The sequence below is a fragment of the Candidatus Mycalebacterium zealandia genome (assembly GCA_014075295.1).
Taxonomy (GTDB): domain Bacteria; phylum Desulfobacterota_D; class UBA1144; order Nemesobacterales; family Mycalebacteriaceae; genus Mycalebacterium; species Mycalebacterium zealandia.
In genome coordinates, this window is record CP046180.1 from 853,310 (window position 1) to 878,019 (window position 24,710).

The 24,710-nt window shown below is 48.8% G+C and carries 22 protein-coding genes and 3 tRNA genes; 18 read left to right on the plus strand and 7 right to left on the minus strand.

Features of this window, described 5'->3' with window-relative positions:
- Positions 1 to 117: 117 nt before the first annotated feature.
- Genes uvrA through GKS04_04270 form a run of 6 tightly spaced genes read left to right on the plus strand, consistent with a single transcriptional unit; the run spans position 118 to position 8,262 of the window.
- Positions 118 to 2,892, plus strand: a complete 2,775-nt coding sequence (gene uvrA, locus GKS04_04245; GenBank protein QMU56359.1) for an excinuclease ABC subunit A — start codon at positions 118 to 120, stop codon at positions 2,890 to 2,892.
- Positions 2,889 to 3,725, plus strand: coding sequence for a 4-hydroxybenzoate octaprenyltransferase (locus GKS04_04250; GenBank protein ID QMU56360.1), 837 nt, complete (start codon positions 2,889 to 2,891; stop codon positions 3,723 to 3,725). Before uvrA ends, GKS04_04250 begins: the two co-directional genes overlap by 4 nt.
- Before the next feature lie 13 nt (positions 3,726 to 3,738).
- Positions 3,739 to 4,290, plus strand: a complete 552-nt coding sequence (locus tag GKS04_04255) for a UbiX family flavin prenyltransferase (GenBank protein QMU56361.1) — start codon at positions 3,739 to 3,741, stop codon at positions 4,288 to 4,290.
- Positions 4,287 to 6,056: a menaquinone biosynthesis decarboxylase gene (locus GKS04_04260; protein QMU56362.1), complete on the plus strand. Its 1,770-nt coding sequence runs from the start codon at positions 4,287 to 4,289 to the stop codon at positions 6,054 to 6,056. Before GKS04_04255 ends, GKS04_04260 begins: the two co-directional genes overlap by 4 nt.
- A 5-nt stretch (positions 6,057 to 6,061) precedes the next feature.
- Positions 6,062 to 7,138 (plus strand): aminofutalosine synthase MqnE, encoded by a 1,077-nt coding sequence (gene mqnE / locus GKS04_04265; GenBank protein ID QMU56698.1) that lies wholly within the window; start codon positions 6,062 to 6,064, stop codon positions 7,136 to 7,138.
- 38 nt (positions 7,139 to 7,176) lie between these two features.
- On the plus strand, positions 7,177 to 8,262 hold the full coding sequence (locus GKS04_04270) for an alpha-hydroxy-acid oxidizing protein (protein QMU56363.1): 1,086 nt from the start codon (positions 7,177 to 7,179) through the stop codon (positions 8,260 to 8,262).
- On the opposite strand, the gene GKS04_04275 is transcribed toward GKS04_04270, so the two are convergent.
- Complete coding sequence (locus GKS04_04275; protein ID QMU56364.1) at positions 8,263 to 8,610, minus strand: hypothetical protein; 348 nt, start codon at positions 8,608 to 8,610, stop codon at positions 8,263 to 8,265. It abuts the gene before it with no gap.
- 62 nt (positions 8,611 to 8,672) lie between these two features.
- Here GKS04_04275 and mgtE point away from each other — a divergent pair, with 62 nt between their 5' ends.
- Genes mgtE through argJ form a run of 3 tightly spaced genes read left to right on the plus strand, consistent with a single transcriptional unit; the run spans position 8,673 to position 11,958 of the window.
- Positions 8,673 to 10,049 carry a magnesium transporter gene (gene mgtE / locus GKS04_04280; protein ID QMU56365.1) on the plus strand — a complete coding sequence of 459 codons (1,377 nt, stop codon included), beginning with the start codon at positions 8,673 to 8,675 and terminating at the stop codon, positions 10,047 to 10,049.
- A complete protein-coding gene (gene recO / locus GKS04_04285; GenBank protein ID QMU56366.1) occupies positions 10,046 to 10,756 on the plus strand; it encodes a DNA repair protein RecO in 711 nt (236 codons plus the stop codon). Before mgtE ends, recO begins: the two co-directional genes overlap by 4 nt.
- A complete protein-coding gene (argJ, locus tag GKS04_04290) occupies positions 10,753 to 11,958 on the plus strand; it encodes a bifunctional glutamate N-acetyltransferase/amino-acid acetyltransferase ArgJ (GenBank protein ID QMU56367.1) in 1,206 nt (401 codons plus the stop codon). Before recO ends, argJ begins: the two co-directional genes overlap by 4 nt.
- Here argJ and GKS04_04295 read toward each other — a convergent pair.
- The 6 genes from GKS04_04295 to GKS04_04320 all read right to left on the minus strand — a co-directional run bounded on the left by GKS04_04295 (position 11,955) and on the right by GKS04_04320 (position 15,342).
- On the minus strand, positions 11,955 to 13,043 hold the full coding sequence (locus tag GKS04_04295; protein QMU56368.1) for a quinone-dependent dihydroorotate dehydrogenase: 1,089 nt from the start codon (positions 13,041 to 13,043) through the stop codon (positions 11,955 to 11,957). The two genes, argJ and GKS04_04295, sit on opposite strands and share 4 nt — an antisense overlap.
- A gap of 10 nt (positions 13,044 to 13,053) precedes the next feature.
- Entirely contained in the window at positions 13,054 to 14,139 is a 1,086-nt protein-coding gene (ychF, locus tag GKS04_04300; protein QMU56369.1) for a redox-regulated ATPase YchF, read from the minus strand.
- Positions 14,140 to 14,164: 25 nt separating this feature from the next.
- Positions 14,165 to 14,239: transfer RNA gene (locus GKS04_04305), tRNA-His, on the minus strand.
- 9 nt (positions 14,240 to 14,248) lie between these two features.
- Positions 14,249 to 14,323: transfer RNA gene (locus GKS04_04310), tRNA-Arg, on the minus strand.
- Positions 14,324 to 14,351: 28 nt separating this feature from the next.
- Positions 14,352 to 14,425, minus strand: a tRNA-Pro gene (locus tag GKS04_04315).
- Positions 14,426 to 14,451: 26 nt separating this feature from the next.
- Complete coding sequence (locus GKS04_04320; protein ID QMU56370.1) at positions 14,452 to 15,342, minus strand: MBL fold metallo-hydrolase; 891 nt, start codon at positions 15,340 to 15,342, stop codon at positions 14,452 to 14,454.
- A 49-nt stretch (positions 15,343 to 15,391) separates the two neighbouring features.
- On the opposite strand from GKS04_04320, the gene GKS04_04325 reads away from it, so the two are divergent.
- The 9 genes from GKS04_04325 to GKS04_04365 are packed head-to-tail and all read left to right on the plus strand — an operon-like array spanning position 15,392 to position 24,702.
- Positions 15,392 to 16,276, plus strand: coding sequence for a pyridoxal-phosphate dependent enzyme (locus GKS04_04325; GenBank protein ID QMU56371.1), 885 nt, complete (start codon positions 15,392 to 15,394; stop codon positions 16,274 to 16,276).
- 53 nt (positions 16,277 to 16,329) lie between these two features.
- Complete coding sequence (gene hflB / locus GKS04_04330) at positions 16,330 to 18,267, plus strand: ATP-dependent zinc metalloprotease FtsH (protein ID QMU56372.1); 1,938 nt, start codon at positions 16,330 to 16,332, stop codon at positions 18,265 to 18,267.
- A 32-nt stretch (positions 18,268 to 18,299) separates the two neighbouring features.
- Positions 18,300 to 19,148: a dihydropteroate synthase gene (gene folP, locus GKS04_04335; GenBank protein QMU56699.1), complete on the plus strand. Its 849-nt coding sequence runs from the start codon at positions 18,300 to 18,302 to the stop codon at positions 19,146 to 19,148.
- Positions 19,145 to 19,969: a TIGR00159 family protein gene (locus GKS04_04340; protein QMU56373.1), complete on the plus strand. Its 825-nt coding sequence runs from the start codon at positions 19,145 to 19,147 to the stop codon at positions 19,967 to 19,969. The genes folP and GKS04_04340 overlap by 4 nt, the downstream gene beginning before the upstream one ends.
- The gene (locus tag GKS04_04345; protein QMU56374.1) at positions 19,950 to 21,023 is read left to right on the plus strand and encodes a hypothetical protein; all 1,074 of its coding nucleotides are present in this window, start codon (positions 19,950 to 19,952) and stop codon (positions 21,021 to 21,023) included. Before GKS04_04340 ends, GKS04_04345 begins: the two co-directional genes overlap by 20 nt.
- 1 nt (position 21,024) lies before the next feature.
- Positions 21,025 to 22,371: a phosphoglucosamine mutase gene (gene glmM / locus GKS04_04350; protein ID QMU56375.1), complete on the plus strand. Its 1,347-nt coding sequence runs from the start codon at positions 21,025 to 21,027 to the stop codon at positions 22,369 to 22,371.
- Complete coding sequence (locus tag GKS04_04355) at positions 22,368 to 23,081, plus strand: pyridoxine 5'-phosphate synthase (GenBank protein ID QMU56376.1); 714 nt, start codon at positions 22,368 to 22,370, stop codon at positions 23,079 to 23,081. Before glmM ends, GKS04_04355 begins: the two co-directional genes overlap by 4 nt.
- A gap of 5 nt (positions 23,082 to 23,086) precedes the next feature.
- A complete protein-coding gene (locus GKS04_04360; protein QMU56377.1) occupies positions 23,087 to 23,464 on the plus strand; it encodes a holo-ACP synthase in 378 nt (125 codons plus the stop codon).
- A gap of 2 nt (positions 23,465 to 23,466) precedes the next feature.
- Positions 23,467 to 24,702 (plus strand): hypothetical protein, encoded by a 1,236-nt coding sequence (locus tag GKS04_04365; GenBank protein QMU56378.1) that lies wholly within the window; start codon positions 23,467 to 23,469, stop codon positions 24,700 to 24,702.
- The last annotated feature ends 8 nt before the right edge of the window (positions 24,703 to 24,710 follow it).

Consider the following 24,710-nt stretch of genomic DNA (forward strand, 5'->3'; position numbering starts at 1 on the left):
TTTTATGTCTCCTTAAATTCCTACAACGCTAACAAAATTGAGGGGCTTTCGCAAATGCGTAGTTTTGCAACACGGCAAATTGAAACTTATATTTAATCTACGGAAGCATTAACGGATATGGCAAAAACTTCAAAACCGCCTCTGGTTGTAAAAGGCGCACGGGAAAACAACCTCAAAAACATCAATGTTGAGATTCCTACGGGCAGTTTCACGGTTGTAACGGGACTCAGCGGTTCAGGCAAATCGTCTCTCGCTGTGGACACAATCCATTCCGAAAGCATGAGGAAATACATTCAATGCCTTTCCACATACACACGGCAGTTTCTTGACCGCGCCGCCCGTCCCGATGTTGATGCGATTGAAAACCTCCCGCCGTCAATCTCCATAGAGAACAGAAACCGGATTCAGAACAACCGCTCCACGCTCGGCACAACAACGGAGATTTATGACTACCTACGCCTGCTGTTCTCAAGCGTTGGCAAAGTGTTCTGCCCCGACTGCGGGGAAGAAGCGAATAAACATTCGCCCGAATCAATAGCGAAAACACTTTTGTTATCCGGCAAGGATGAGAACGCACTGATATTTTTCGCGCCTTCCAAAGACGAAACCGCGCAGCGACTTCTTAAACGGGGATTTTTGAGACTGTTCACGGAAAAGGAAGACGTCTTCAAAATTGATAAAAACACCGAACTTCCACCCGAGTACGGTGTTGTTGTTGACAGAATAAAAATCACAAAAAAATCGCGGGCGCGAATGATTGAATCTTTGGAAACCGCTTTTAGGGAAAGCGAAACCATTTGCGTTCGCACCGGAAACGGCAAACCTCTTTCCTTCACACAGGATCTTTCGTGTGCAAAGTGCGGGCAGGTTTTTTCAAAGCCGTATCCGTCAATGTTTTCATTCAACAGCCCTAATGGCGCATGTGGAAATTGCAACGGTTTCGGAAACACTCTGGAAATTGACCGCTCGCTCGTAATTCCGGACGATTCAAAAAGTTTGCGAGGAGGCGCTGTTGAGCCATTTGCGCGTCTTTCTTTTGGATTTGCGCGCAGAAAACTGGTTGAACTCGCGGAAAAAAACGAAGTTGACCCCGACACTCCTTTTTCAAAACTGAAACAAAAGGAAAAGGATTTGGTTTTTCAAGGAGACGGCTCGGTTGGAGTCGCGCGCGGCGGAGTTGAGGGGTTTTTCAAAAAAATCGCGCAAAAAATCTACAAGGTACAGAACCGTGTTTTTCTTTCACGCTACCGCTCGGCAAGGGTTTGCGATGAATGCGGTGGAAAAAGGATACGCCCCTTTGCGGCGGCGGTAAAAATCGGCGGGCACGGAATAAGCGAGTTGTGCGAAATGCCGGTTGGGGAACTGGTTGAATTTTTCTCGGAAAAATCGCTTTCAAAAATTCTGTCAAAAAATGAAATAAAACTCGCCGCGGACGCGCTGAAAGAAGTTCAAGACCGCTGCCGTTTTTTGGACGATGTGGGTCTGGAATATCTAACCCTTTCGCGCCTCACGCGCACGCTTTCCGGAGGAGAATCCCAGAGAGCCGCGCTTGCGTGCCAGATTGGTTCGGGACTTACCGAAACCCTCTACATTCTTGACGAGCCGTCCGTTGGACTGCACCCGCGCGACACACGCAACATGGTTTCAATAATTAAACGGATAAAAGAAAAGGGAAATACTCTAATAGTCGTTGAGCACGATCCGGACATAATAAAAGAGTCTGATTACATAGTTGAACTTGGCAGGGAAACTGGGGAAAACGGGGGAAAGATTGTCTATCAGGGCGCGGCGGGAAAACTTGTCTCGTGCGCGCGAGACTCATACACGGGACTTTATCTTTCCGGTGAAAAATCCATCAGCGCTCCACGGAGAAACAAAAAGAAAGGCGCAGGGAAAATAACCGTAATCGGCGCCGCTGAAAACAACCTGAAAAATATGGACGTTTCCATCCCTCTGGAAACACTTGTCTGCGTAACCGGAGTTTCCGGGTCGGGCAAAAGTTCTCTTATAAAAGACGTTCTTCACAACAATCTGGCAAACGCGCTCTATGGAGAAAACTTCACCGCCGGCAAATGCGAAAAAATCATCGGCTCCGAAACCGTCCGCGATGTCGTAATGCTTGACCAGTTGCCTATCGGGAAAAATTCCCGTTCGAACCCCGTTACATACATAAAAGCGTATGACTCAATACGCAAACTGATGGCTTCAAGCGCGGGCGCGAAGGAAAACGGCCTTACGCAATCGGATTTCTCCTTCAATATCGCGGGCGGCAGATGCGATGCTTGCGAAGGCGAGGGAATTCAGAAAATAGAGATGCTTTTTCTCGCCGATGTTTCGGTTGTATGCCCAGAATGCGAGGGAAAAAGATTTAAGACAGCAGTTCTGGAAACAAAATTTCGGGATAAAAACATAGATGATGTTCTGAATATGACCGTAAGCGAAGCGGCGGGGTTCTTTTCGGATTCATCTCCGGTTGTGAAAAAACTTAACGGACTGCTTGATGTCGGTCTGGGTTATCTGCGTCTGGGGCAGCCCGCGACAACCCTTTCAGGCGGAGAAGCGCAAAGAATAAAAATAGTCCGGGAACTTTCAAGAAAAGACGGGAAAAACATTCTTTACATCCTTGATGAGCCGTCCATCGGGTTACATATGGAAGACGTAAGAAAACTGCTTTCCGTGCTTGAAGAACTAATTTCCGCGGGAAATTCAGTTGTGGTGATTGAACACAATCCGGAAATAATAAAAACCGCAGAACACATAATAGACCTCGGTCCCGGAGGCGGGGAAAACGGCGGGAAAATAGTTGCTGAGGGAACTCCCGAACAGGTGGCGGAAAATAAAAAGTCCGAAACCGGCAAATTTTTGAAGCTGCTTCTTGAAAAACCGCAATGAAAAAATATCTCTCGTTTGTAAAATTTGAGCACACGCTTTTTTCCCTGCCGATGGTGTTCGCGGGCGCGTTTCTTGCCGCTCACTCGGTTCCTGGCACGCGAACGATTTTGCTTATTCTATGTGCGGCTACGGGAGCCAGAACCGCCGCTATGGCGATTAACAGAATTGTTGACGCTCAAATTGACGCGAAAAATCCGAGGACAAAAAACAGGGCGATTCCGACCGGAACAATAAGTGGAACCGAAGCATACGCGGTTACCGGCGGCGGGCTCGCAGTCTATTTTGCGTCCGCTTACATGATATGCCCGCTTGTTTTTCTTCTTTCACCCATCCCCGTAGCCGTGTTCGCCACCTACCCTTATTTGAAAAGGGTAACGCCCCTGTGCCATTTTGGAGTCGGCGCCGCGCTTGCGCTCGCTCCGGCGGGCGGATGGATGGCGGTTCGTTGCTCTTTTGATGACATTTTTGTCCCTCTAATGCTTGGTATTTTCACCGTTTTCTGGGTTGCGGGATTTGACATTATTTATTCAATGGCGGACGAGGAGTTTGACAAACAAAACGGACTGCGCTCAGTTGTTCAGTCTCTCGGAAGGGAAAAAGCGCTGTCAGTTTCAACTGCTCTTCATGTCCTTTCAGTTTTCCCCTTAATTGCCCTGCAAACGCGCGAATTCGGAATGAATCTGTTTTCACTCGCGGCGCTTGGCGCGCTTTGCGCCATTTTCGCGCTTGAGCACGTAAAGGCGTCAGACACAAACTTTGCTTTTTTTAAACTTAACGCAGGCGCGGGCGCGCTTGTTTTAGTTTTCACTCTTTGCGGGATATACTTTTCATGAGGTTAGCGGATTTTTGAGAACAATAGTGGGAATAACAGGTGCTTCGGGCGCGGTTTACGCCGTTGATTTTCTGCGTCGGTGCGAAGGCGACAAATACCTGATTGCAAGCAAATGGGGCAAGGCGGTTTTAAATGAGGAACTTAACGTCAAGGTTGAAGAACTTGGGCAATGGGTGAAAAAAACCTTTAACGATTCCGACCTCGCTTCCCCTTTTTCTTCGGGAAGCAACCACTTTGACTCAATGGTAATAGTACCATGCTCGGTTTCCACTCTTGCGAAAATAGCAAACGGCATAGCGGACACTCTCATAACAAGAACCGCTCAGGTTGCGCTTAAAGAAAAAAGAAAACTTATAATAGCCCTCAGGGAAACTCCTCTCAGCACTGTCGCCCTTGAAAACGCCGCCCGGTTATCGGGATACGGAGCAATCATAATGCCCATCAGTCCTCCTCATTATTCAGGCGCGAAAACCGCCGGAGAACTGGTAGGCGGCTTTGCGGACAAACTTCTATCCGTTGTTTCCGGCGAGCATCCAAATGGCTGGCGCAGCGGAGATCTTGAGTGAGCAAAAGCTTCCGCAACCTGCGCGAATACGTATCGCATCTTGAAAAAAAAGGCGATTTGAAGCGAATTAAAACCGCCGTTGACCCCGAACTTGAAATCACTGAAATCGCCGCCCGCGAGATGAAAAACGGTGGTCCCGCACTTTTGTTTGAAAATGTGAACGGATCGCCGTTTCCGCTCGCCATCAACCTTTTCGCTTCGGAGGAAAGAATTAAAACTGCTCTGGGAGGCAATCCGCGTGATGTCGGCGAGGAGCTTGTGGAAATCTTTGAAAAAATAAACCCGCCTTCCGCGCGGGGAATTTTCTCCGCGCTACCGAAGATGACGCGCGCGCTGTCAATGAGAACGGCAAATTCCTGGGGCGGCGCGCGCGTTCAAAAAAATGAAATCACGCCCGACCTTGAGAAACTTCCGGCGATAAAATGCTGGCCCCAAGACGGCGGAAGGTTCATCACCTTCGGACTTGTGATAACTCACAGCCCGGTTTCAGGCGGAAGAAACATGGGGCTTTACCGTCTGCAAATATACGATTCAAAAACCACCGGAATGCACTGGCACGCGCATAAAGGAGGCGCGGCGCACTACGACGAGGCAGAAAAACTCGGGCGCGACCTTGAAGCGGCAATTGTGCTCGGCGGCGACCCGACTTTGATATTCAGCGCCATCGCCCCTCTGCCTGAAGGGGTTGATGAAGTCGCGTTCTCAGGCTATCTGCGGCGCAGAGCGGTGGCAATGACAAAAGGCAAAAGCGTGTCAATGAAGATTCCCTCCGAAGCGGAAATGATAATTGAGGGAATCGTCCCGAAAAATATCAGACGAACCGAAGGACCGTTCGGCGATCATTTCGGTCACTACTCAATGCAGGCGGATTTTCCGGTTTTTCAGGCATCTCGAATGACTTTCGCGGACGACGCGATTTTCCCCGCCACGGTTGTCGGAAAACCGCCTCAAGAGGACATGTATTTGGGAATCGCGGCGGGCGAAATGTTCTCACCCCTAATAAGAATTATCCATCCTGAAATAAAGGATATGTGGGCATGTCCCGAAGCGGGATTTCACAACCTTCTTTTTGTCAAAGTGGACGAGAGGTATCCGAAAAACGCCGTTAAATCCATGCTCGCGCTGTGGGGCACGGGACAACTCGCGCTGACAAAATGCATGATAACAGTTTCGGGAGACGTCAACTTGCGAGATTTTTCCGCGATACTTGAAGAGGTCGGAAAAAACTTTGACCCTTGCGATGATTTTCTGCTTATCCCCACTGCGCCGCTTGACACACTTGATTTCACAAGCGGAAGTTTCAATGTTGGAAGTAAAATGGGAATCAACGCAGTCAAAAAACCGGGCAAACCGCCCCTTGAATACTGCTCTTCGGTTCCCGACCCGCGTGAAAAACATCCGGAAGTAAAAGACTGGCGCTTACTCGCGGGCGGATTTTTTGTGGCTCAAATAGAAGGCAGTCCCAAAGGACTGATACGGCGCATTTTTGAAACTCCGGGTTTTGAAAAAATCAGAATCGCGGTTCTCGTGAGCGCCGATATTGACATACATGACGACACCGAACTGATATGGGGAATATTCACACGGTTTGACCCGCGCCTTGATGTGGAGTTTGAAGAAATGAACCGCTTCGGGTCCGATATGAAACGTGAGGGGCGAATGGGAATAGACGCCACAAAAAAGGAGTGGTATCCTGAAGTCACCGAAATGACGCCTGAAATCAAGGCGAAAGTGTCTGAAAAGTGGAACAGTTACCGGAACTCATAGAAAAACTGTGCGTTGACAAATCCCTGCTTCCCATTTTGAAGAAAGTGGAATCCGGAGAGCGTATTTCGTTTGATGACGGCGTCCGCTTGCTTGAAACCGACGATATGCACACGGTCGGAATGATGGCGGATTTTGAAAAACGCAGAAGAAGCGGCGACAAAGTCTATTTTGTTGTCAACCGGCACATCAACCCTTCAAACATCTGTGCCATTTCGTGCAAGTTCTGCGCTTTTGGAAAAACAAAAAAAGCGGCGGATGCGTATGAGATGTCCATACCGCAGATTGTTGGCATGCTGCACGAGGATTTGAGGGAGGTTCACATAGTCGGCGGGCTTCATCCCGATTGGGAGTTTGACCACTATCTCGACATTGTGCGGGCGATTAAAGAGGCGCAGCCCGACTGCCATATTAAAGCGTTCACGGCGGTTGAAATTGACTGGTTCTCCGAAATAAGCGGCAAACCGCTTGAACGCGTACTTGAGGATTTGACAGGCGCCGGAGTGAACGCGCTCACGGGCGGCGGCGCGGAAATTCTGCATCCTGAAATCAGGAAAAAAATCTGCGCGCCGAAAACAGTGGCAACTAGATGGGAGGAAATTCACAAACTCGCCCACGGTATGAACATTCCCACAAACGCCACCATTCTTTACGGCCATCTGGAAAAGCCGTTTCACGTCATAGACCACTTTGAACGGCTCAGAAATCTTGAGGACGAAGCGCCGGGCTTTTTCGCGTTTATTCCTGTTCTGTTTCAGCCTGAAAACACTGGGCTGAGCAACATACCGCCCTTCCCCGCTTCATACGATATGAAAATTCATGCCGCCGCGCGTCTGTTTCTGGACAACATTCCGCACATCAAAGCGTATTGGATAACACTCGGCGAAAAAGCCGCGCAAGTCGCGCTTCATTACGGCGCAAGCGACGCGGATGGAACGATTATGCGCGAAAAAATCATCCACGACGCCGGAGCGCCGTCCGAACTGGGACACAGTAGGGATTTTATGGTTAATATGATCAAAAACGCCGGATATGTTCCCGTGGAAAGGGACGCGCTCTACAATGAACTGAGAGTGTATAACTGAGAAATAAAGAGTTAATCAATGTATAAGCGGATAAAGAAATGACTTCCAAAAAACTCATTAATATCAGTGATTTTCACCGCAAAGCGAAAGAAAAACTTCCACAAATGTTTTATGACTATTACGCTTCCGGAGCGCATGATGAAATTACCCTCACGGACAATCGGGAGGCGTATAGTCGCATAAAACTGCGTTACAGGGTTATGGTGGACGTTTCAGAGCGGGATATGTCCGTTGATGTTCTCGGGAGTAAGGCGTCAATGCCAATTTTGGTTGCGCCAACCGCTTTTCATGGACTTGCTTCTCCCGAAGCGGAATGTGCTACGGCGAGAGCAACGGACAGAGCAGAAACGCTGATGATTCTTAGCACACTGTCAAACACCGCTCTTGAGGACGTGAAAAAAGAGACGTCCACACCGCTTTTTTTCCAGCTCTACGTTTACAGAGACCGTAACGCAACAGAGGAACTTGTGCGAAGAGCCGAAGCGGCGGACTACAAAGCCATTGTTGTTACCGTTGACGCGCCAATTCTGGGAACGCGTGAGCGCGATGTGCGCAACGACTTCCGCCTGCCCGAAGATTTGACCATAAAAAATATGAGCGCCGCGCAGATGGAGAAAATGAGCAAGGAAACCGGTTCGGGACTTGGAAACTATTTTGCCTCCTCCATAGACCCTTCCCTTTCGTGGAAAGACATAGGGTGGCTCGGCGGCATAACAAAACTGCCCGTTCTGGTCAAAGGAGTCGTCCACCCTGAAGACGCGAAACTCGCGCTTGAAAACGGCGCGGCGGGCGTTGTAGTTTCCAATCACGGAGGCAGACAGTTGGACACAAGTCTGGCGACAATAGACGCCCTGCCCGACATCGCCGAAGCGATGAACGGAAAGGGAACCCTGCTTGTGGACGGCGGAGTGCAACGCGGAACCGATGTTTTTAAAGCGCTCGCGCTCGGAGCGGATGCGGTTTTAATTGGAAGACCCGTTCTGTGGGGGCTTGCCGCGGACGGCGAGCAAGGCGTCCATCAGGTTCTTGAAATCCTCCGCACGGAGTTTGACAAAACTATGATGCTCTGCGGTTTTTGTTCAGTTGACGAGATTAAAAAGAAAGGGAAAACAATTCTTTTCTAATCAAAGCAAGTTGTAAATCAACATAAAGATGTAGCGCATATTCGGGCTTTTTTTCTGCGCGTTAAGTCTGGGTTGCAGGTTGTTTATGCCCCCGAAGAGGGTTTGGTTGTAAGCGCCGGCAACAATGCTGAATTCACCAAAACCAATAAGTGGCTCGGATGGGTCCGAAAGCGGACGGACGTTTCTTTCAGCGGCGGTAATCCTTATGCCGTCTCCGTCAACTTTTGCGAGAAACCACCTCTGGGAGTCAGGCAGCATATACTCAATACCGTCTCCGATTTTCTCTTTAAGAAGATTCCACTCATTTTGCGGCGGATCTCCGAAATCAATTCTTCTGTCTCTGAGCATTTTGTGCCACCTCCCGTGTTTGGCTTGGATTTAATATAACTGAACTATACAATTAGCCCTAAATGGAAGGAACCCGGCAACAACTCGTCGAACAGATTGAACAACTTATTGAACAAGATTCCCACGCCGAAATTTCAAGCACACTAGCCGGGGTTCACCCTTCAAAAATAGCTGAAATCATTGACCAGATGGACCGTAACGCGCAAGTGTTTGTGCTTTTGTCTCTGGGTAATCATATCACGTCTGAAGTGCTTCCCGAACTGCACGAAAGTTTGCGCGAGGAACTGCTTTCCATTCTTGACGAAAAACAGATAGCCGACATTGCCGAAGAGATGGATTCCGATGACGCCGCCGACCTGATTCACAAACTTCCCGAAGAAAAAGCCGAAGATGTGCTTGCCAAAATAGATCCCGAAGAGCGCATGGAAGTTGAGCCGCTGCTCAAATATCCCGATGACTCTGCGGGTGGCATTATGCAAACCGAAGTCCTGAAAGGGTTGCCTGAGTCGCCTGCCGGACAAACCATTGAAAAAATAAGAAAATTGTCTCAATCAAACCAGATTGAGGAATATCACAGAATCTATGTCGTTGATAAAAACAACAAACTCGTGGGCACGGTTTCACTTGGAAAACTTGTAATCTCCGATGAAACCACTCCGCTGTGGAGCGTTATGGAGTCTATCTCGCCCGAAACGACTCTTTCCCCTATGACGGACCAGGAGGAAGTCGCGCTTCTGTTCAGAAAATATGACTTGATATCCGCGCCGGTTGTGGATGAAGATGGCGAACTTCTCGGCAGAATCACCGGTGATGACATAATGGACGTCATAGCAAAGGAATCCGAAGAAGACCTTTTGAAAGCGGCGGGAGTTGGTGGAGACCACCTGCACCCCATACACACTCCCACTTTTGAAAAAATCAAAGTGAGAACACCTTGGATTGTTTTTACGCTTCTGGGAGAGCTTCTCATAGCGTTTGTGGTTCTGCATAACTTTCAGGTTACGCTTGAGCAGTTCGCCATACTCGCCGCTTTTATGCCCGCAATTATGGCGGCGGGCGGAAACGTCGGGGTTCAAACAAACACCGTGGTTATAAGATCTCTCGGTATGGGAACCATCAGCAGCGGGCAAGTCGTGTCCATACTTTTCGCGGAAATGAAGGTGGGGCTGATACTCGGTCTGCTTTGCGGAATTATGGGGGCGTTCACGGTAGAGTTTATAAACACCGGACATCCAAGCAACATAATGGTCGGCTACGCGGTGTTCATAGCGATGATTTCCGCAACTCTGGCAACATCCTCAATCGGCGTCGTGCTTCCGATGCTGCTTAAAAAATTCAACATAGACCCCGCCGCCTCATCGGGCCCGTTCCTTATGATGTTCAATGACATTCTCGGCTCCATTTTCTATCTGTTTGTGGGAACAATACTGTTGTTTTGAAAGGACACGAGATACAAACCTGCGAGGCGCTTCTCATTAAAAAAACTCCAATTGGAGAGTCCGATATTCTGGCAACATTGTTCACAAGGGAGTCCGGCAAAATAAAAGCGATTGCCAAAGGCGCCACTTCAAGCAGAAAACGTTTCGGCGGCGGATTTGAATTATTCGCCGTTCTGAAAATTGAAATAGGCGCGACTCGTTCAGGCGGAAAAATTCTCCAAAATTCGGTCGTTTCAAGCAGTTTCAGGCGCGTGGCGGAAAACATGGGTGTTTTCCTCAAAGCGAACTGCCTGATTGATTTCATAGACGCCGCTTTTCCCGAAGAACAGATTCCGAATGAAACCGTTTTCAACGAAGCCGTAAAAGCTCTCTCCGCCATGAATGCGGGAGACGGAATTTGTGCAATGTTCGGATTTCAGACCGCCGTGCTTGAAAGTCTGGGATACTCGGTTGACCTTTCGCGTTGCGGAGAGTGCGGAGGGCAAACCTTTGAGAACGGGCATCTGATTTTCCCGTCCGGTGTTTTTCTGTGTGGGTCCTGCGCCCGTAAATCGGAAGGAAAACCCGCGCGGAAGATAAGCCGCACGGTGGAGGCGGGGCGCGGAGCGGCGCTTCGGGACGTTAACTGCCTTAACGCTTTCTTTCAGTATCAAACGGGCGCGGTATTGAAATCCGCTAAAGTTCTGGAGAATATGCTGTCCGGATGAGCAGGAAAATGAAAAACACAAAAAATTATTCCATTCCCGGATTTTTGTTCGGTTCCGTGTCATGCGGAATTAAAAACCGCAAAGACGATCTCGCCATTATTTACGCTGAACAGCCCGCCACAGCGGCGGCAATCTTCACAACAAACAGGCTTAAAGCCGCCCCCGTGCTTCTGGGAATGGACAGAATTAAGAAAGGAGTCTGTCAGGCTCTTTTGTTAAACAGCGGTCACGCGAACGCAATGACAGGAAGCGAAGGGGAAAAAGCCGCCAAAGCAACAACGCTTGCCATTGCGCGAAATTTAAAAATCCCCCCTTCCCTCGTAATCCCATCGTCAACGGGATTGATTGGTGGAAAGTTTCCGGCGGAGAAAATCACAAAAGCGCTTCCGCGCCTTGTTTCCACTCTGTCTCCGGGCGGAGCAAAAAAAGCGGCGGGTGCGATAATAACAACCGACAAATTTGTAAAAATTGCGTCGCGAAAAATAAAAATCGGCGGAAAAACCGGAACTGTCCGCGCCATTGGAAAAGGCGCAGGAATGATAAATCCCAATATGGCTACCATGTTGTGTTTTGTTTTGACCGATGTCAAGATTTCAAAATCTTTCGCCGCAAAAACCTTGCGTGAAGCGGCGGGAACCTCTTTCAACCGCATAATTGTGGACGGAGAAATGTCAACGAACGATTCGGTGTTCCTGCTTTCAAGCGGAGCGGCGGAAAACAAAACCATTTCCTCCGCGAGCCCGGACGGGCGGCGATTTTCCAAAGCCGTATCGGAGGTCTGTTTTGACATCGCCCAAATGATTGTTCAAGACGGCGAAGGCGCAACAAAAGTGGCGAGGATTGAAGTTGAAGGCGCGAAAAACGTTGCGGACGCCGACAAAGCGGCGCGCGCGGTTGGCAATTCTCTTCTTGTAAAATGCGCGCTGTTCGGAGAAGATCCGAATTTCGGCAGGATAGCTTCGGCGGCCGGGGCTTCCGGAGTGAAGTTCAATCCGGCAAAACTGGACATTTGGATTGACAAACTGAAAGTGGTCAGCCGAGGAAAAGAAACGCAAAACGCTGAAAAGAAAGCCGCAAAGCTGATGAAGAAAAGCGAATTTACAATTAAAATCCGCTTTTCCGAAGGCAAAGCAAAAGCGTTTGTTCTCGCGTCCGATCTGTCACTTGATTATGTGCGGTTGAATTCTGAATATAGAAGCTAGCGTGCAATTTCAGAAAGCGACGAAATCCCTTCTTTTTCCATAAACCGGACAAGCCCTCTGTTGATGTTTCCCGCGACCCATGCGCCCTCGCCTCTTATCGCGGTGAAAACTTGAAGCGCGTTCGCGCCGGCAGAGATTTTTTCAAGCGCGGTTTTGGTGTCTTTTATTCCGCCTGAGCCGATTATGGTGATTTTCCCTTTCGTCTGCGAGCGGATATACGCGATTCGCTCGGTTGACAGTTTTCTGTAATCAACGTCGTCGCCGCTTATTCCACCGCTTTCGTTTGCCCACCGCGCGCCGTATTTGGCTTTGATTTGCGGTGAATCTGTCGTGTTTGTCGCGATAATTCCCGCCGCGCCGGAAGACAAAACCGCCTCTATCACACCGTCTATTTCAGCAAATGAAGTTTCGGGGGATATTTTTGCGTAGACGGGAATTTTCTTTTCCCCTCTCGCGATGACAACGCTTTTCAGTATTTCCCGCAGAGTGTCTTTTTGCTGTAAACTTCTCAAACCCGGAGTGTTGGGCGAGCTGACATTAACAGCGAAATAAGAAGCGAACGGAAGAAGTTTTCGCGCGACTTCCGAGTGTTCAGCGGGAGCGTTCTCCTCCGAAGAGTCTTTGTTCAGACCTATGCTTATCCCTATCGGCATCGGAAGCGGAGACGCGTTGCTCAAGTTCTGAACGACTCCGTCCGCGCCGGGGCTGTTAAAACCCAGACGGTTTAGAAACACGCCCGGAGCGAGCGAAAAAAGGCGAGGTTTCGGTTTGCCGGGTTGCGGACGCAGAGTTACCGAACCGATTTCCGCGCACGAAAATCCCATTGCGCGCAATCCGGCAACGGCTCTGCCTTTTTTGTCCCACCCCGCACCGACAATTAAAGGATTTTCAAGCCGCAAGCCGTCAATTTCGGTCTCAAGACGCTTATCCGCGAACCTTTCGCCGCCGCCCGCGACAAATTCCGCAATTGAAAGAGTCAAAGAGGTTTTCGCGGCGAGATGCAAACTTTCAACCACCGCGGAGTGAAGGGTTTCGGAATCAAAGCGGTCAAGAATCGGACTCACAATTTTTTTATAAACTGACATCGCAACTCATCTACACGTTGAAACGGAAAAGCATAATATCGCCGTCGCAAACCTCGTAGTCTTTCCCCTCGGACCTCATCTTTCCGGCTTCCTTCGCCGCCGCCTCGGACCCCGTTTCAATGAAATCCTCATATTTAATGGTTTCAGCCCTGATAAAACCTTTCTCAAAATCCGTGTGTATGGCACCGGCCGCCTGAGGCGCTTTTGTGCCGCGTTTTATTGTCCACGCCTTTGCCTCTTTCGGACCTGCGGTGAAATATGTTATCAGTCCGAGCCCATCATAAGCCGCGCGCACAAGTTTCTCAAGCCCCGTTCTGTCAATGCCCATTTCGTTGAAAAACTCCGCTCTTTCGTCGGGCGCCAGTTTTGAGATTTCCTCTTCAATTTTCGCGCACACATTCACAACAGGGCTGGAAGTTTCGCCCGCACAACGCTCAACCGACTCGGAAAACTCAGAATCCGCCGTGGCGTCATCAACGTTACAGACATAGAGAAGCGGCTTTGCGGTAAGAAGAAAAAGCTGCAGTTCTTTGTCAATTTCCACAAAATTGGGATTGGCTCGAACTGAATTACCTTCCTCAACAAATTCGCGCAGTTTCGTAACGGCTTCCAGATGTTTTTTCACCTCTTTGTCGCCGCTCTTTGACTGCGAAATGAGTTTTTCCTCTCTTTTTTCAAGTGTTTCAAGATCTTTCAAAATAAGTTCGTTTTCAATTGTCGCGATATCACGCGCGGGATCCATGCCGCCATCAACATGGGTTACATCGCCGTCTTCAAAACATCTCACAACGTGAACAATCAAATCCACCTCACGGATGTGAGAAAGAAAAGCGTTTCCTCTGCCCTTGCCCTCGGACGCACCCTTGACCAGCCCCGCTATATCAACAAACTCAATAAAAGTGGGAACCGTTTTCTCCGGTTTCACAAGCGACTCTATTTTTTCCAGACGCTCATCGGAAACAACCGCCACGCCCACATTCGGTTCTATTGTGCAAAAAGGAAAATTCGCCGCTTCGGCTTCGGCGCTTGTGAGAGAATTGAAAAGTGTTGACTTACCGACATTCGGAAGCCCGACAACACCACATTTGAGTCCCATAAATTGTTCCCTCTGTAAAAAACGGGGTGAATGACCGGATTTGAACCGGCGACCTCCGAGGCCACAACTCGGCGCTCTAACCAGACTGAGCTACACCCACCATATTTTTCGCGCCCGAGAGGATTTGAACCTCTGACCTACGGATTAGAAGTCCGTTGCTCTATCCGGGCTGAGCTACGGGCGCAATCAAACACAAACTCCTCTTGAGCGTTTCGGGGCGAGAGGACTCGAACCTCCGACCCCGGCGTCCCAAACGCCGTGCGCTACCAAACTGCGCCACGCCCCGAAGTGCGAATTTATTATACACATCAATCACTCCGCCATTCGAAACTTCTTCCAATACCGCACAAGTCCGCCGGTGTTCATTCCGACCGTGTCGGTATTTCTATACGCGTCAAGCAAGACCGGCTCGTCCCGGACAGACGTTACGCGGTCTTCAATCTTCTTTTGAAAATCACGCACGATTTCACTCTCATCCTCCCCCTTTTCAACCCTCGCGCCGACCCACGATGAAAACTCATCAAGCGTTTCGGACATATTATCAAGATGGGCTGAAACATCGGTATGCCTGCCGAAGTGGGTTGGACAAAGGGAGTCCGGAGAGATTTCGCGGATTTTTTCCACCGTTCCCTGCCACAACTCTATGTTGATTTCAGGCGGCGGCGTGGGCGGAATTACGGCGCCGGAATCTATCCTCACTCCCGCCGCGTCTCCGGTGAAAAGTGTTCCGTCCACCAGATAGCAATGATGGTGTCCCGCGTGCCCGGGCGTGTCAAAAGCCCTTATTTTCAAATCTCCGACCGAAATTGTCTCACCGTCTTCAACAACCGTAACCATGTCATCCGCAACGGGTTGAACATCGCCCCAGAGCGTTTCCATTCTGTCCCCAAAAACCCGTGCCGCAGACGAAACAAGACGCTCAGGTGCGGTCAAATGCTCGGCGCCTTTCGGATGCACGTACACCTTTGCGCCGTTGCGGGCGTATCTCCACGCCCCTCCGCTATGGTCAAGATGGATGTGAGTAACAAAAACATGCCGTATGTCCTCAGGGCGAACTCCGTGCTCCGCGAGACCCTTTTCAACGCTGGCAAAAGTGGTTGAGGGACCACTCTCTATCAAAATTGCGCCGTCTGAACTGTCAAGCAGATATGACGCTATGACATTTGGAGAAATAAAATTGTGGTCTATTATCTTTGCTTTCATAAATTACAATTTACTACCGAAATAGTTTGTTCACAAGACGGAAAAACTAATGACCCCGCTGCTTAAACTCAAAACCCCCGAAGGCTACGCGGAAATATGGGCGAAACTCGAAAATCTCATTGGTGCGGGCAATTCCAAGGAAAGAATCTGTTCGGCGATAATAGCGGACGCGGAAAAACGCGGAATTCTCCGCGCGGGCAAAACAACCGTTGTTGAGGCAACAAGCGGAAACACAGGCGTTTCGCTTTCTCTTCTGTGCGCGTCAAAAAGATACAAAACGGTTCTTTTTATACCCGAAAGCGTCTCACCTGAAAGAAAATCCCTTGCCAGGGTTTACGGAGCGCAAATTGTTGAAACCCCGGCGGATGAGTTAATGGAAGGAGCCGTGAAAAGAGCGCGGGAGTTCGCGGAAGAAAATCCGGACACGCACTTTTTTACGGACCAGTTCTCAAATCCGCTCAACCCCGAAACACACCGACTGGAAACCGCGCGGGAAATCATCACACAGATGGAAGAAACAGGCGCGCCCGAAATAGACGCCTTCATTATGGGAGTCGGCACCGGAGGAACGATTACGGGCGTGGGAACAGAGATAAAAAAAATCTTTTCGGACACGGAAGTTGTCGCCGTTGAGCCCGCTTCATCGGCGGTTTTGTCCGGTGGCAAAGCTGGAAAGCACTCAATACCCGGTATCGGCGTCGGTTTTGTGCCGGACATTCTGGACTCTAACTCCTATGACCGCGTAATCGCCGTTACGGAAGATGAAGCGCGGAGCGGAGTTGCCGAACTCGCGCAAAACAACGGGCTGTTTGCCGGAATGTCATCAGGGGCAAACTACACGGCGGCAATGAAAGTGGCTCTGGAACTTGGCGCGGGAAAACGCGCGGTTACGATTGTCTGCGACTCCGGAGACCGCTATCTCTCGGTAAAATAGTATGGATTGAAACACACCGCCGCGTGTGATATTTTCACTTGAGTGAAAACTAAATGAAAAGCGGTATATTCAAGAACATATTTCTCTGGTTGCTGATTTTTGTCGGACTGGTGGCATATTATCAGTTTAGGGGGCCGGCAACCAGCAAACCGTTGGAAATATCATACAGCCAGTTCCTCTCACACCTTGAAGACGGAAAAGTAGGTGAAGTCAAAATCACTCTTGAAAACAGCCTTGTTGAGGGCTCATTCACCAAAGGGTTCTTCCCGCCCAAAACCGCACCCACCGACGTTGCCGCCGCACGCAAAAGCAATGAGCCGCACTCTCAGGTTCAGTTCACAACATTCGGACCCGTGAGCGAAGACCACTTGCTTCAACAGTTAATCAACAGTGGCGCAACTTTCAGTTACGAAAAAGATTCCGGCAGAACTTTCGGAAAACTCCTCATCAGTTGGGGACCGTTTCTGTTCCTGATTCTGCTTATGATTTTGTTCCTGCGTCAGGCTCAAACGGGCGGTTCACGAGCAATGTCTTTCGGAAAAAACAAAGCGAAAATGCTGGATAAAGACAACAACAAAATCACTTTCAAAGATGTGGCGGGAGTTGACGAAGCAAAGGAAGAAGTTGGCGAAATCGTGGAGTTTTTAAAAAGTCCGATGAAATTCACTTCCATCGGAGGCAGAATCCCCAAAGGGGTTTTGCTTGTCGGTCCCCCGGGAACCGGAAAAACGCTTCTCGCCCGCGCCATTGCCGGAGAAGCGGACGTGCCTTTCTTTCTTATAAGCGGAAGCGACTTTGTGGAGATGTTTGTCGGCGTGGGAGCATCAAGGGTCAGAGACCTTTTCAGTCAGGCGAAGAAGAATTCACCCTGCATAATTTTCGTTGACGAACTTGACGCAGTCGGCAGGCACAGAGGAGCCGGGCTCGGGGGAGGGCACGACGAAAGGGAGCAGACACTCAATCAACTTCTTGTGGAAATGGACGGTTTTGAAAACAATGAGGGAACAATAGTTATCGCGGCGACTAACCGCCCCGATGTTCTTGACCCCGCCCTTCTGCGCCCCGGACGGTTTGACAGACAGATAGTTGTCCCAAAACCTGACCTCAAAGGGCGCGAAGCCATTTTGAAGGTTCATTCGGAGGAAACCCCACTTCATCAAAATGTTGATTTGGCCGTCATCGCACGCTCAACACCGGGTTTTTCAGGCGCGGATTTGGAAAATCTCGTTAACGAAGCCGCTCTTCGCGCGGCGCGAACTGGGAACAAAGTAATCTCAATGGAAAACTTTGAATTCGCCAAAGACAAGGTGATGATGGGATCAGAGAGAAAAAGTCTGGTTGTCAGTAAAAAAGAGCGTGAGGTAACCGCCTACCACGAAGCTGGGCACGCCGTTGTCGCAAAACTTACCCCGGGCGCGGACCCCGTGCACAAGGTAACGATTATTCCTCGTGGAATGGCTCTGGGGCTTACTCAGCAGATTCCCGAAGAGGATAAATACACGCAGTCACGCTCTTATTTGAACACATTGATTATGGTTCTGCTCGGCGGGCGCGCGGCGGAGGAAATTATTTTCGACGAGCGCACAAGCGGAGCCAGTAATGATTTAGAAAGAGTGACGGAGATAGCCAGAAAGATGGTCTGTAATTGGGGCATGAGCGAAAAAATAGGCCCCATATCACTCTCCAAAACGGACGAGCAGATTTTCCTCGGCAAAGAGTTTGCGAGGACCGTTGACCACAGCCAAAACACCGCCGAAGAAATAGACAGGGAAATCAAGGCGATTGTGGAAACTAACTACGAAAAAAGCAAACAAACCCTGCTTAACAACATTGGCATTCTAAAATCAGTCGCCAAACGGCTTCTCAAAAAGGAAAGTATAAGCGGGTCTGAAATTGACGAAATAATGGGTGCGTCGGATCTTTTTGCTAAACATTTCAAAAATGAAACGCACACGGAAACAAATCCCAAAATGACACCCAGCCCCACATAATGAAAAACGGCGCAAAAAAAAACACGCAGCAAATGCGCCCTCTGAGAATAAAAGACAAAACCTTTGACATAACAAAAACGCTCGTAATGGGCGCTTTGAACCTGACTCCCGATTCTTTTTACAAAAAAAGCAGATGTTGCGGAACCGTTGACGAGTCTCTTTTCAGAATTGAGCAAATGCTCTCCGAAGGAGCAGACATCGTGGACGTGGGGGCGGAATCCACGCGTCCGGGTTCGGTTCCGGTTTCCGAAGAGGAGGAAACAAACCGTCTGATGCCCGTTCTTGAAAAGTGTGCGAAAGAGTTTCCCGACATTATTTTCTCCGTGGATACCACCAAGACCTCAGTCGCCGGACGTGCTCTTGAAAACGGCGCGGCGATGATAAATGACATAAGCGGATTGACCTTTGAAGACTCCATTGCAAACAAGGTTGCCGAAGCGGGGGCGGCGATTGTCCTTTCGCACACACCCGCACGCCCGTGCAAAATGCAGAAATGCGCGGACTATGAATGCGTTGTAACGGAGGTCAAGGAAGCGCTCAACAAATCGATTGACAAGGCAACCGAGGCGGGAGTGAGTGCCGAATCCATAATCGTTGATCCGGGAATCGGTTTCGGAAAAACCGGAGAGCAAAACCTTGAAATCCTGAACCGGCTTGAAGAGTTTTCGGAAGTTGCCGCGCCCGTAATGGTTGGAACTTCACGCAAATCATTCATAGGCGTAACGCTCGGCGGACTTCCGCCCGAGGAAAGACTTGAGGGAACCGCCGCAACCGTGGCAATAGCGGTGATGAAAGGAGCTTCAATTGTACGCGTTCACGATGTAAAAGAAATGGCCCGTGTTGCTAAAATGTCGGACGCGATAAAGAGCGGTGCGACATGAGCGAAATTATTGAAATTTTCTCGCTGGACTTTTCAGGCGGCTTTGGTCTCAAGGATGCCTTTGACCTTCTTTTTGTAACCTTTGTCATTTACAAACTGATTTCCCTGCTTGAAGGCAAACGCGCCATACAGATGATAGCCGGTTTGTTTTTTCTTTTCGTCTTCTATCTTTTGTCGGGGAAAATCGGGCTGTTCACGATCAACTGGTTCCTTGGAGAGTTCCTGAGCTCGATAATCATAATTATTGTCATTCTGTTCCAGGGTGACATAAGAAAAGCGCTCACGAGCATCGGGCGCGGCTCTCCTTTTCAGAAATTTTTCAAACATTCCGACTACAAAGAGAAAACAGTTGACGAGGTTGTCAAGGCGGTAAACTATCTGGCAAACCGCAAGATAGGCGCGATAATAGCAATTGAGAGAAGCAACAGTCTTCTGGATTATGCGGAGAGCGGGATTGTGGTCAATACGGAGGTGTCTGCGGAAATCCTGATAAGCATATTCAACCCCGGTTCACCCCTGCACGACGGAGGGGTGCTGATTCAGACAAACAAAATAACTTCAGCGGGTTGCTTTTTCCCGATAGATACAAACCCTGATATTCCCAATCATCTGGGAACACGCCACCGCGCCGCGTTCGGACTGTCAAATGAAACAGACGCAACAGTTGTTGTTGTGTCTGAGGAAAGAGGGGAAATTTCACTTGTCGCTCAGGGCAAAATCAACCCTGCAATAAAAATAAACACACTCAGAAACAGGCTTGGAATTCTGCTTAAAGGAACAGACAAAACTGAAGAGAAAAACCATGACATCTCCGCAAAATAAAAAAAATTCCGCACACGCTACGCAGCAAACAGATAAAGCAGCTAGCTTCAAGAATAAAATGATGCCGACTGCTCTCGGTGCATGGATAGGCGGCAAACTCAGAAATCTGCTGAAAAGATTTACAACCATCAGTTTTGGACGGCTCGTGGTTGCATTTTTTCTCGCGGGCACCATGTGGTTCACTGCAAATTATGAATCAGATTTGGAAAAAAATGTTGAGATACCCATTAATTACCTCAACCTTTCTTCAAGTTTTATTCTCAGCAACAAACCGTACCTGCCGAGCAATATAAAAATCAGAATCAAGGGAACGCGCAGCCAGGTCTCATCGGTTTTGAAAACCAACACTTCAATAGATGTGGATTTGAGTGGCAAAACCAGAGGAATTTACACACACCGTATCAACCTCGAATCGGTAAACCTTCCGCGAAATGTGCAAATTGTCAGCATAAGTCCGCGCGAAATCAATCTTGACATAGACACAACCGTTGAAAAATTCGTGGCGGTAAAAACAGAAATGGGCGACCCGTCGCTTGGCTATCAAATTAAAGGCGAGGCGAAAATCATACCCTCAACGGTCAGAATCAAAGGTCCCGGCAAAGTCATCCGCAATATAACAGAGGTAAAAACGGTTCCGGTCTCCATTGAAAAGGAAACATCGGCTTTCTCGGTGGATGCGGAGCTTATATCCCCTGACTCCCGCATTGAGTTCTCGGAGATTCAAACTGTAAAAATAAGCGTCAAAATCGTTGAGACTTCCATCGAAAAAACATTTAAAGGATTGAAAGTAAAAACGGGCAAAATTCCCGAAGATAAAAAAATCTCAATAGAACCGGAGGCTGTGAACATAAAGTTTCAAGGGCCCTATTCTCTGATAAACAAACTTTACGGAGAGGATATAAAAATCTCCATCAATGAGAAGTTCATAAAAAAACTTTCCACTGGCTCATCAATGAGAGTGGAAGTGATTTACGATTATCCGCATAAGGACAAAATAAGTGTGGTGGAAATAGTGCCGAAAACCGTCAAACTCACTTTGGAGTCGAAAAAATAGAGTGCCGCTAAAACTGTTTGGCACTGACGGAATAAGAGGACATTCCGGCGATTTCCCGATAGACAAAACCGGCTCCCGTCAAATCGGTTTTGTAGTAGCGCAAACTCTTGCAAAACGGGTGGATTCACCACAAGTCGTTATCGGGCGTGACACAAGAAAAAACGGCGACAAACTTCAGGAAAATCTTTGCAAAGGGCTTATTAGTGGCGGAGCCAAAACCGTTTGTGCCGGGGTCTGCCCGACTCCGGCAGTTGTTTCCCTGCTTTTTCAAAATCGCGCGGATGCGGGAATTATGATTTCCGCCTCACATAATCCGCCGGAATACAACGGCTTCAAAATCTTCAACGCCGAGGGCTGCAAAATCCCGGACGAGATTGAAAGAGAGATTGAAGAATGTTTTGAAAAGTTGAACGAGCCGCCACCCGAATCGGAAAACTCTTTGAATTCAAACGAAAAATCAAAATGGCATGAAACATATTCAAGATTCCTTGAAAACTCCGTGAAAGACGCGCGCGATTTTTCTCAAATTCAAATCGCGCTTGATTGCGCAAACGGTGCGATGTTCGAAATAGCTCCTGAGGTTTTTGAAAAAACCGGCGCGAAACTATCCGTAATCGGCATAGAACCTAACGGCGAAAACATAAACAAGGGCTGCGGAAGCCTTGAAACCGCGTCGCTCGGCAATGAAATCAGGCAAAGCAGCGCGCTTTTCGGAGCATCTCTTGATGGAGACGGAGACAGAGTCTCTTTCTGCGATGAAAACGGTAACGAAGTGGACGGCGACATCATTCTCGCCCTTTTCGCACGGGAAATGTTGAAAAATGGAACGCTTAAAAAGCCGCAAATTGTTGCGACTGTTATGAGTAACAAGGGGCTTGAAATTTTCCTTGAAGAAATTGGAATCAAACTTTTCAGAGCCAATGTCGGGGACAGAAATGTGGCGGATATGATGCGAAATTCCGGAGTGAATTTCGGCGGCGAACAATCAGGACATCTCATTTTTTCAGACCACAGCACAAACGGAGACGGACTGCTTGCCGCCCTGCTCATGGCGGACATCGTAAAGAAAAATAACAAACCGCTTTCGCGGCTTCTTCCTGAATTTGAACTTTTTCCGCAAACTTTGAAAAATGTGAAAATTTCGCGCGGAGAGCCCTTTGACACAATACCCGGACTGCCTGAAACCGTGGCAAAACTTGAAAAACAACTCGGTAAAACCGGCAGAATTCTTATCCGCTATTCGGGGACGGAGCCACTTGCCAGAATTCTCATTGAAGGGGAAAATTCTGATGCGATTGAGCAAGCCGCGAGTGAACTTGCCGGAATTATTGAGCGGAGAATCGGATGAATCTGAACGTCAACATAGACCATGTCGCCACATTGAGACAGGCGAGAGGAGAAAGCGGGCCAAGCCCCGTCAAAGCCGCGCTCGCGGCTGAAAAAGCAGGCGGCGCCGGAATTGTCGCGCATTTACGCGAAGACAGGAGGCATATTCAGGACAATGACATCTACGAACTCAGAAAAGCGATAAAAACAAAACTGAACATGGAAATGGCGGCAACCGATGAAATGGTAAAAATCACCCTCTCCGTGCTTCCTGACATGGCAACAATTGTCCCGGAAAAACGTGAGGAATTGACAACCGAAGGAGGGCTTGACGTTTCGGGAAACCAGTCGCGGGTTAAGGAAGTCATCTCCGAACTATCCGAAAAAAAAATAATGGTGAGTTTGTTCGTTGAGCCGGATTTTGATCAGATAAAAACGGCGGCGGACATAGGCGCGGACATGGTGGAAATTCACACGGGCAAGTGGGCGTGCGCGAACGGAATTCAAAAAGAAAACGAACTGCGAGCGATAGAAAAAGCCGTTTTTCTGGCACGGGATTGTGATTTAAGGGTTTCCGCAGGGCACGGACTTGATTATGAAAATGTGAATTCTATTGCGAAAATTGAGGGTGTTGAGGAATTGAACATAGGATACGGAATAATCGCACGAGCAGTTTTTGACGGAATTGAAAAAGCCGTGAGAGATATGATTAAAAAAATTAACGCCGTTTAAAGATAATGATAATCGGAATTGGGACAGATATTGTTGAAAATGCCAGAATCGCGCGGGTAATTTCGCGGCACAAAGGCAAGTTTCTAATGCGGCTTTTTTCTAAAACGGAGAGAAAACGGTTCAATCAATTTAACGGTGATGAGCGGACAATTGGCGCTTCGTTCGCGGCGAAAGAGGCGCTTGTCAAATCGCTGGGAACGGGCTTCAGATACGGCATAGCGTTCTCCGACATTGAAATTATCAGAGACCGGCGCGGCAAACCGTTTGTACAACTTTCCGGCAAAGCGGATGATTTCGCGCGCAAAATTGGCGCGAAACACATACACCTTTCCATATCGCATGAAAAATCCCACAGCGTCGCGGTCGTTATCCTTGAGTCTTGAAAATGAACGGACTGGAATATCTTCGTTCACTTAATCAGCATTCTATAAAGCCGGGACTTGAAAGGATTACGGAAATACTCCACGCCCTCGGAGACCCGCACCTTGAAATAAAAACCGCCGTCATCGCGGGAACAAACGGCAAAACTTCCACCTCCGCAATGCTTGCGGAAATTCTTTTCCGGGCAGGTTTTTCAACCGGACTTTACACGTCTCCCCACCTCGTGCGGGTCGGAGAGAGAATAAAAATAAACGGAAACGACATAGAGGATAGAAATTTGAACGAACTGATTGAAAGGGTTCACGGCATTTGTAAAAACAAGAATATCCGCCCAAGCTATTTTGAACTCCTTACCGCCGCCGCGTTTATATTCTTCAAGGAACAAGAGGTTGATTTCGCGGTGCTGGAAACCGGCATGGGCGGAAGATGGGATGCGGTGAATACCGCGCGCCCGCTTGTTTGCGCGATTACAAACATCTCTATTGATCACACACAACACCTTGGAAACACCAAGGAAAAAATAGCCGCCGAGAAAGCGGGAATAGCAAAACATGGCATCCCCCTTATTACGGGAGCCCGCGACGCGACTCTTGCCGTGATAGAAAAAATATGCGCCGAAAAAAAATCTCCGATTTTGAAAAATAGAGAAGATTTTAAATGCACAGAAAACAACGGTGGTTTTTCGTATTCGGGAAAGGTTTGGGAAATTGAAAATATAATTCCCGCGATGAGAGGGCGTTTCCAAGTCTCTAATGCCGCGATAGCCCTTGCCTGCGCGGAAACAATCGCAACGCGGGGGTTTGATATTCCACCTGAAAAGGCAAAGGAGGCGATTGAAAAAGTCAGGGTTGGGGCGAGAATGGAGTACGTCAGAAAAAATCCACCCTTGATTATAGACGGAGCTCACAACACCGAATCGGCGCGACGGCTCGCTGAAACCATCGCAGAAAATCATCCGTATGAGCGGTTTGTTTTTATCGTGGCAATGTCAGATGATAAAAATCACGCGGAATTTTTAAGGATGATAAAACCTGTCTGTTCACGCCTGATTTTAACCCGCTCAAAAAGCGGCAGAAGCGCGGACGCGGCAAAACTTTTGAAATTCGCACCGGAAGGAATTGAAGTTGAGACGGCGGACAATCCTGAGGAGGCTCTCAAAAAAGCCGAAGAAACCTCCCTTCCCCTGTGTGTTACGGGCTCGCTTTTTTTCGCAGGCGAGGTAAGAAACTTGGTTTTGTGAGACTGGGC

Excerpts from the sequence above, each read along its gene's own strand:
- uvrA (QMU56359.1), top strand. The coding sequence starts at position 118 with ATGGCAAAAACTTCAAAACCGCCTCTGGTTGTAAAAGGCGCACGGGAA.
- GKS04_04250 (QMU56360.1), top strand. The coding sequence starts at position 2,889 with ATGAAAAAATATCTCTCGTTTGTAAAATTTGAGCACACGCTTTTTTCC.
- GKS04_04270 (QMU56363.1), top strand. The coding sequence starts at position 7,177 with ATGACTTCCAAAAAACTCATTAATATCAGTGATTTTCACCGCAAAGCG.
- GKS04_04275 (QMU56364.1), bottom strand. The coding sequence starts at position 8,610 with ATGCTCAGAGACAGAAGAATTGATTTCGGAGATCCGCCGCAAAATGAG.
- mgtE (QMU56365.1), top strand. The coding sequence starts at position 8,673 with ATGGAAGGAACCCGGCAACAACTCGTCGAACAGATTGAACAACTTATT.
- argJ (QMU56367.1), top strand. The coding sequence starts at position 10,753 with ATGAGCAGGAAAATGAAAAACACAAAAAATTATTCCATTCCCGGATTT.
- GKS04_04295 (QMU56368.1), bottom strand. The coding sequence starts at position 13,043 with ATGTCAGTTTATAAAAAAATTGTGAGTCCGATTCTTGACCGCTTTGAT.
- ychF (QMU56369.1), bottom strand. The coding sequence starts at position 14,139 with ATGGGACTCAAATGTGGTGTTGTCGGGCTTCCGAATGTCGGTAAGTCA.
- GKS04_04320 (QMU56370.1), bottom strand. The coding sequence starts at position 15,342 with ATGAAAGCAAAGATAATAGACCACAATTTTATTTCTCCAAATGTCATA.
- GKS04_04325 (QMU56371.1), top strand. The coding sequence starts at position 15,392 with ATGACCCCGCTGCTTAAACTCAAAACCCCCGAAGGCTACGCGGAAATA.
- hflB (QMU56372.1), top strand. The coding sequence starts at position 16,330 with ATGAAAAGCGGTATATTCAAGAACATATTTCTCTGGTTGCTGATTTTT.
- folP (QMU56699.1), top strand. The coding sequence starts at position 18,300 with ATGCGCCCTCTGAGAATAAAAGACAAAACCTTTGACATAACAAAAACG.
- GKS04_04340 (QMU56373.1), top strand. The coding sequence starts at position 19,145 with ATGAGCGAAATTATTGAAATTTTCTCGCTGGACTTTTCAGGCGGCTTT.
- GKS04_04345 (QMU56374.1), top strand. The coding sequence starts at position 19,950 with ATGACATCTCCGCAAAATAAAAAAAATTCCGCACACGCTACGCAGCAA.
- GKS04_04355 (QMU56376.1), top strand. The coding sequence starts at position 22,368 with ATGAATCTGAACGTCAACATAGACCATGTCGCCACATTGAGACAGGCG.
- GKS04_04360 (QMU56377.1), top strand. The coding sequence starts at position 23,087 with ATGATAATCGGAATTGGGACAGATATTGTTGAAAATGCCAGAATCGCG.
- GKS04_04365 (QMU56378.1), top strand. The coding sequence starts at position 23,467 with ATGAACGGACTGGAATATCTTCGTTCACTTAATCAGCATTCTATAAAG.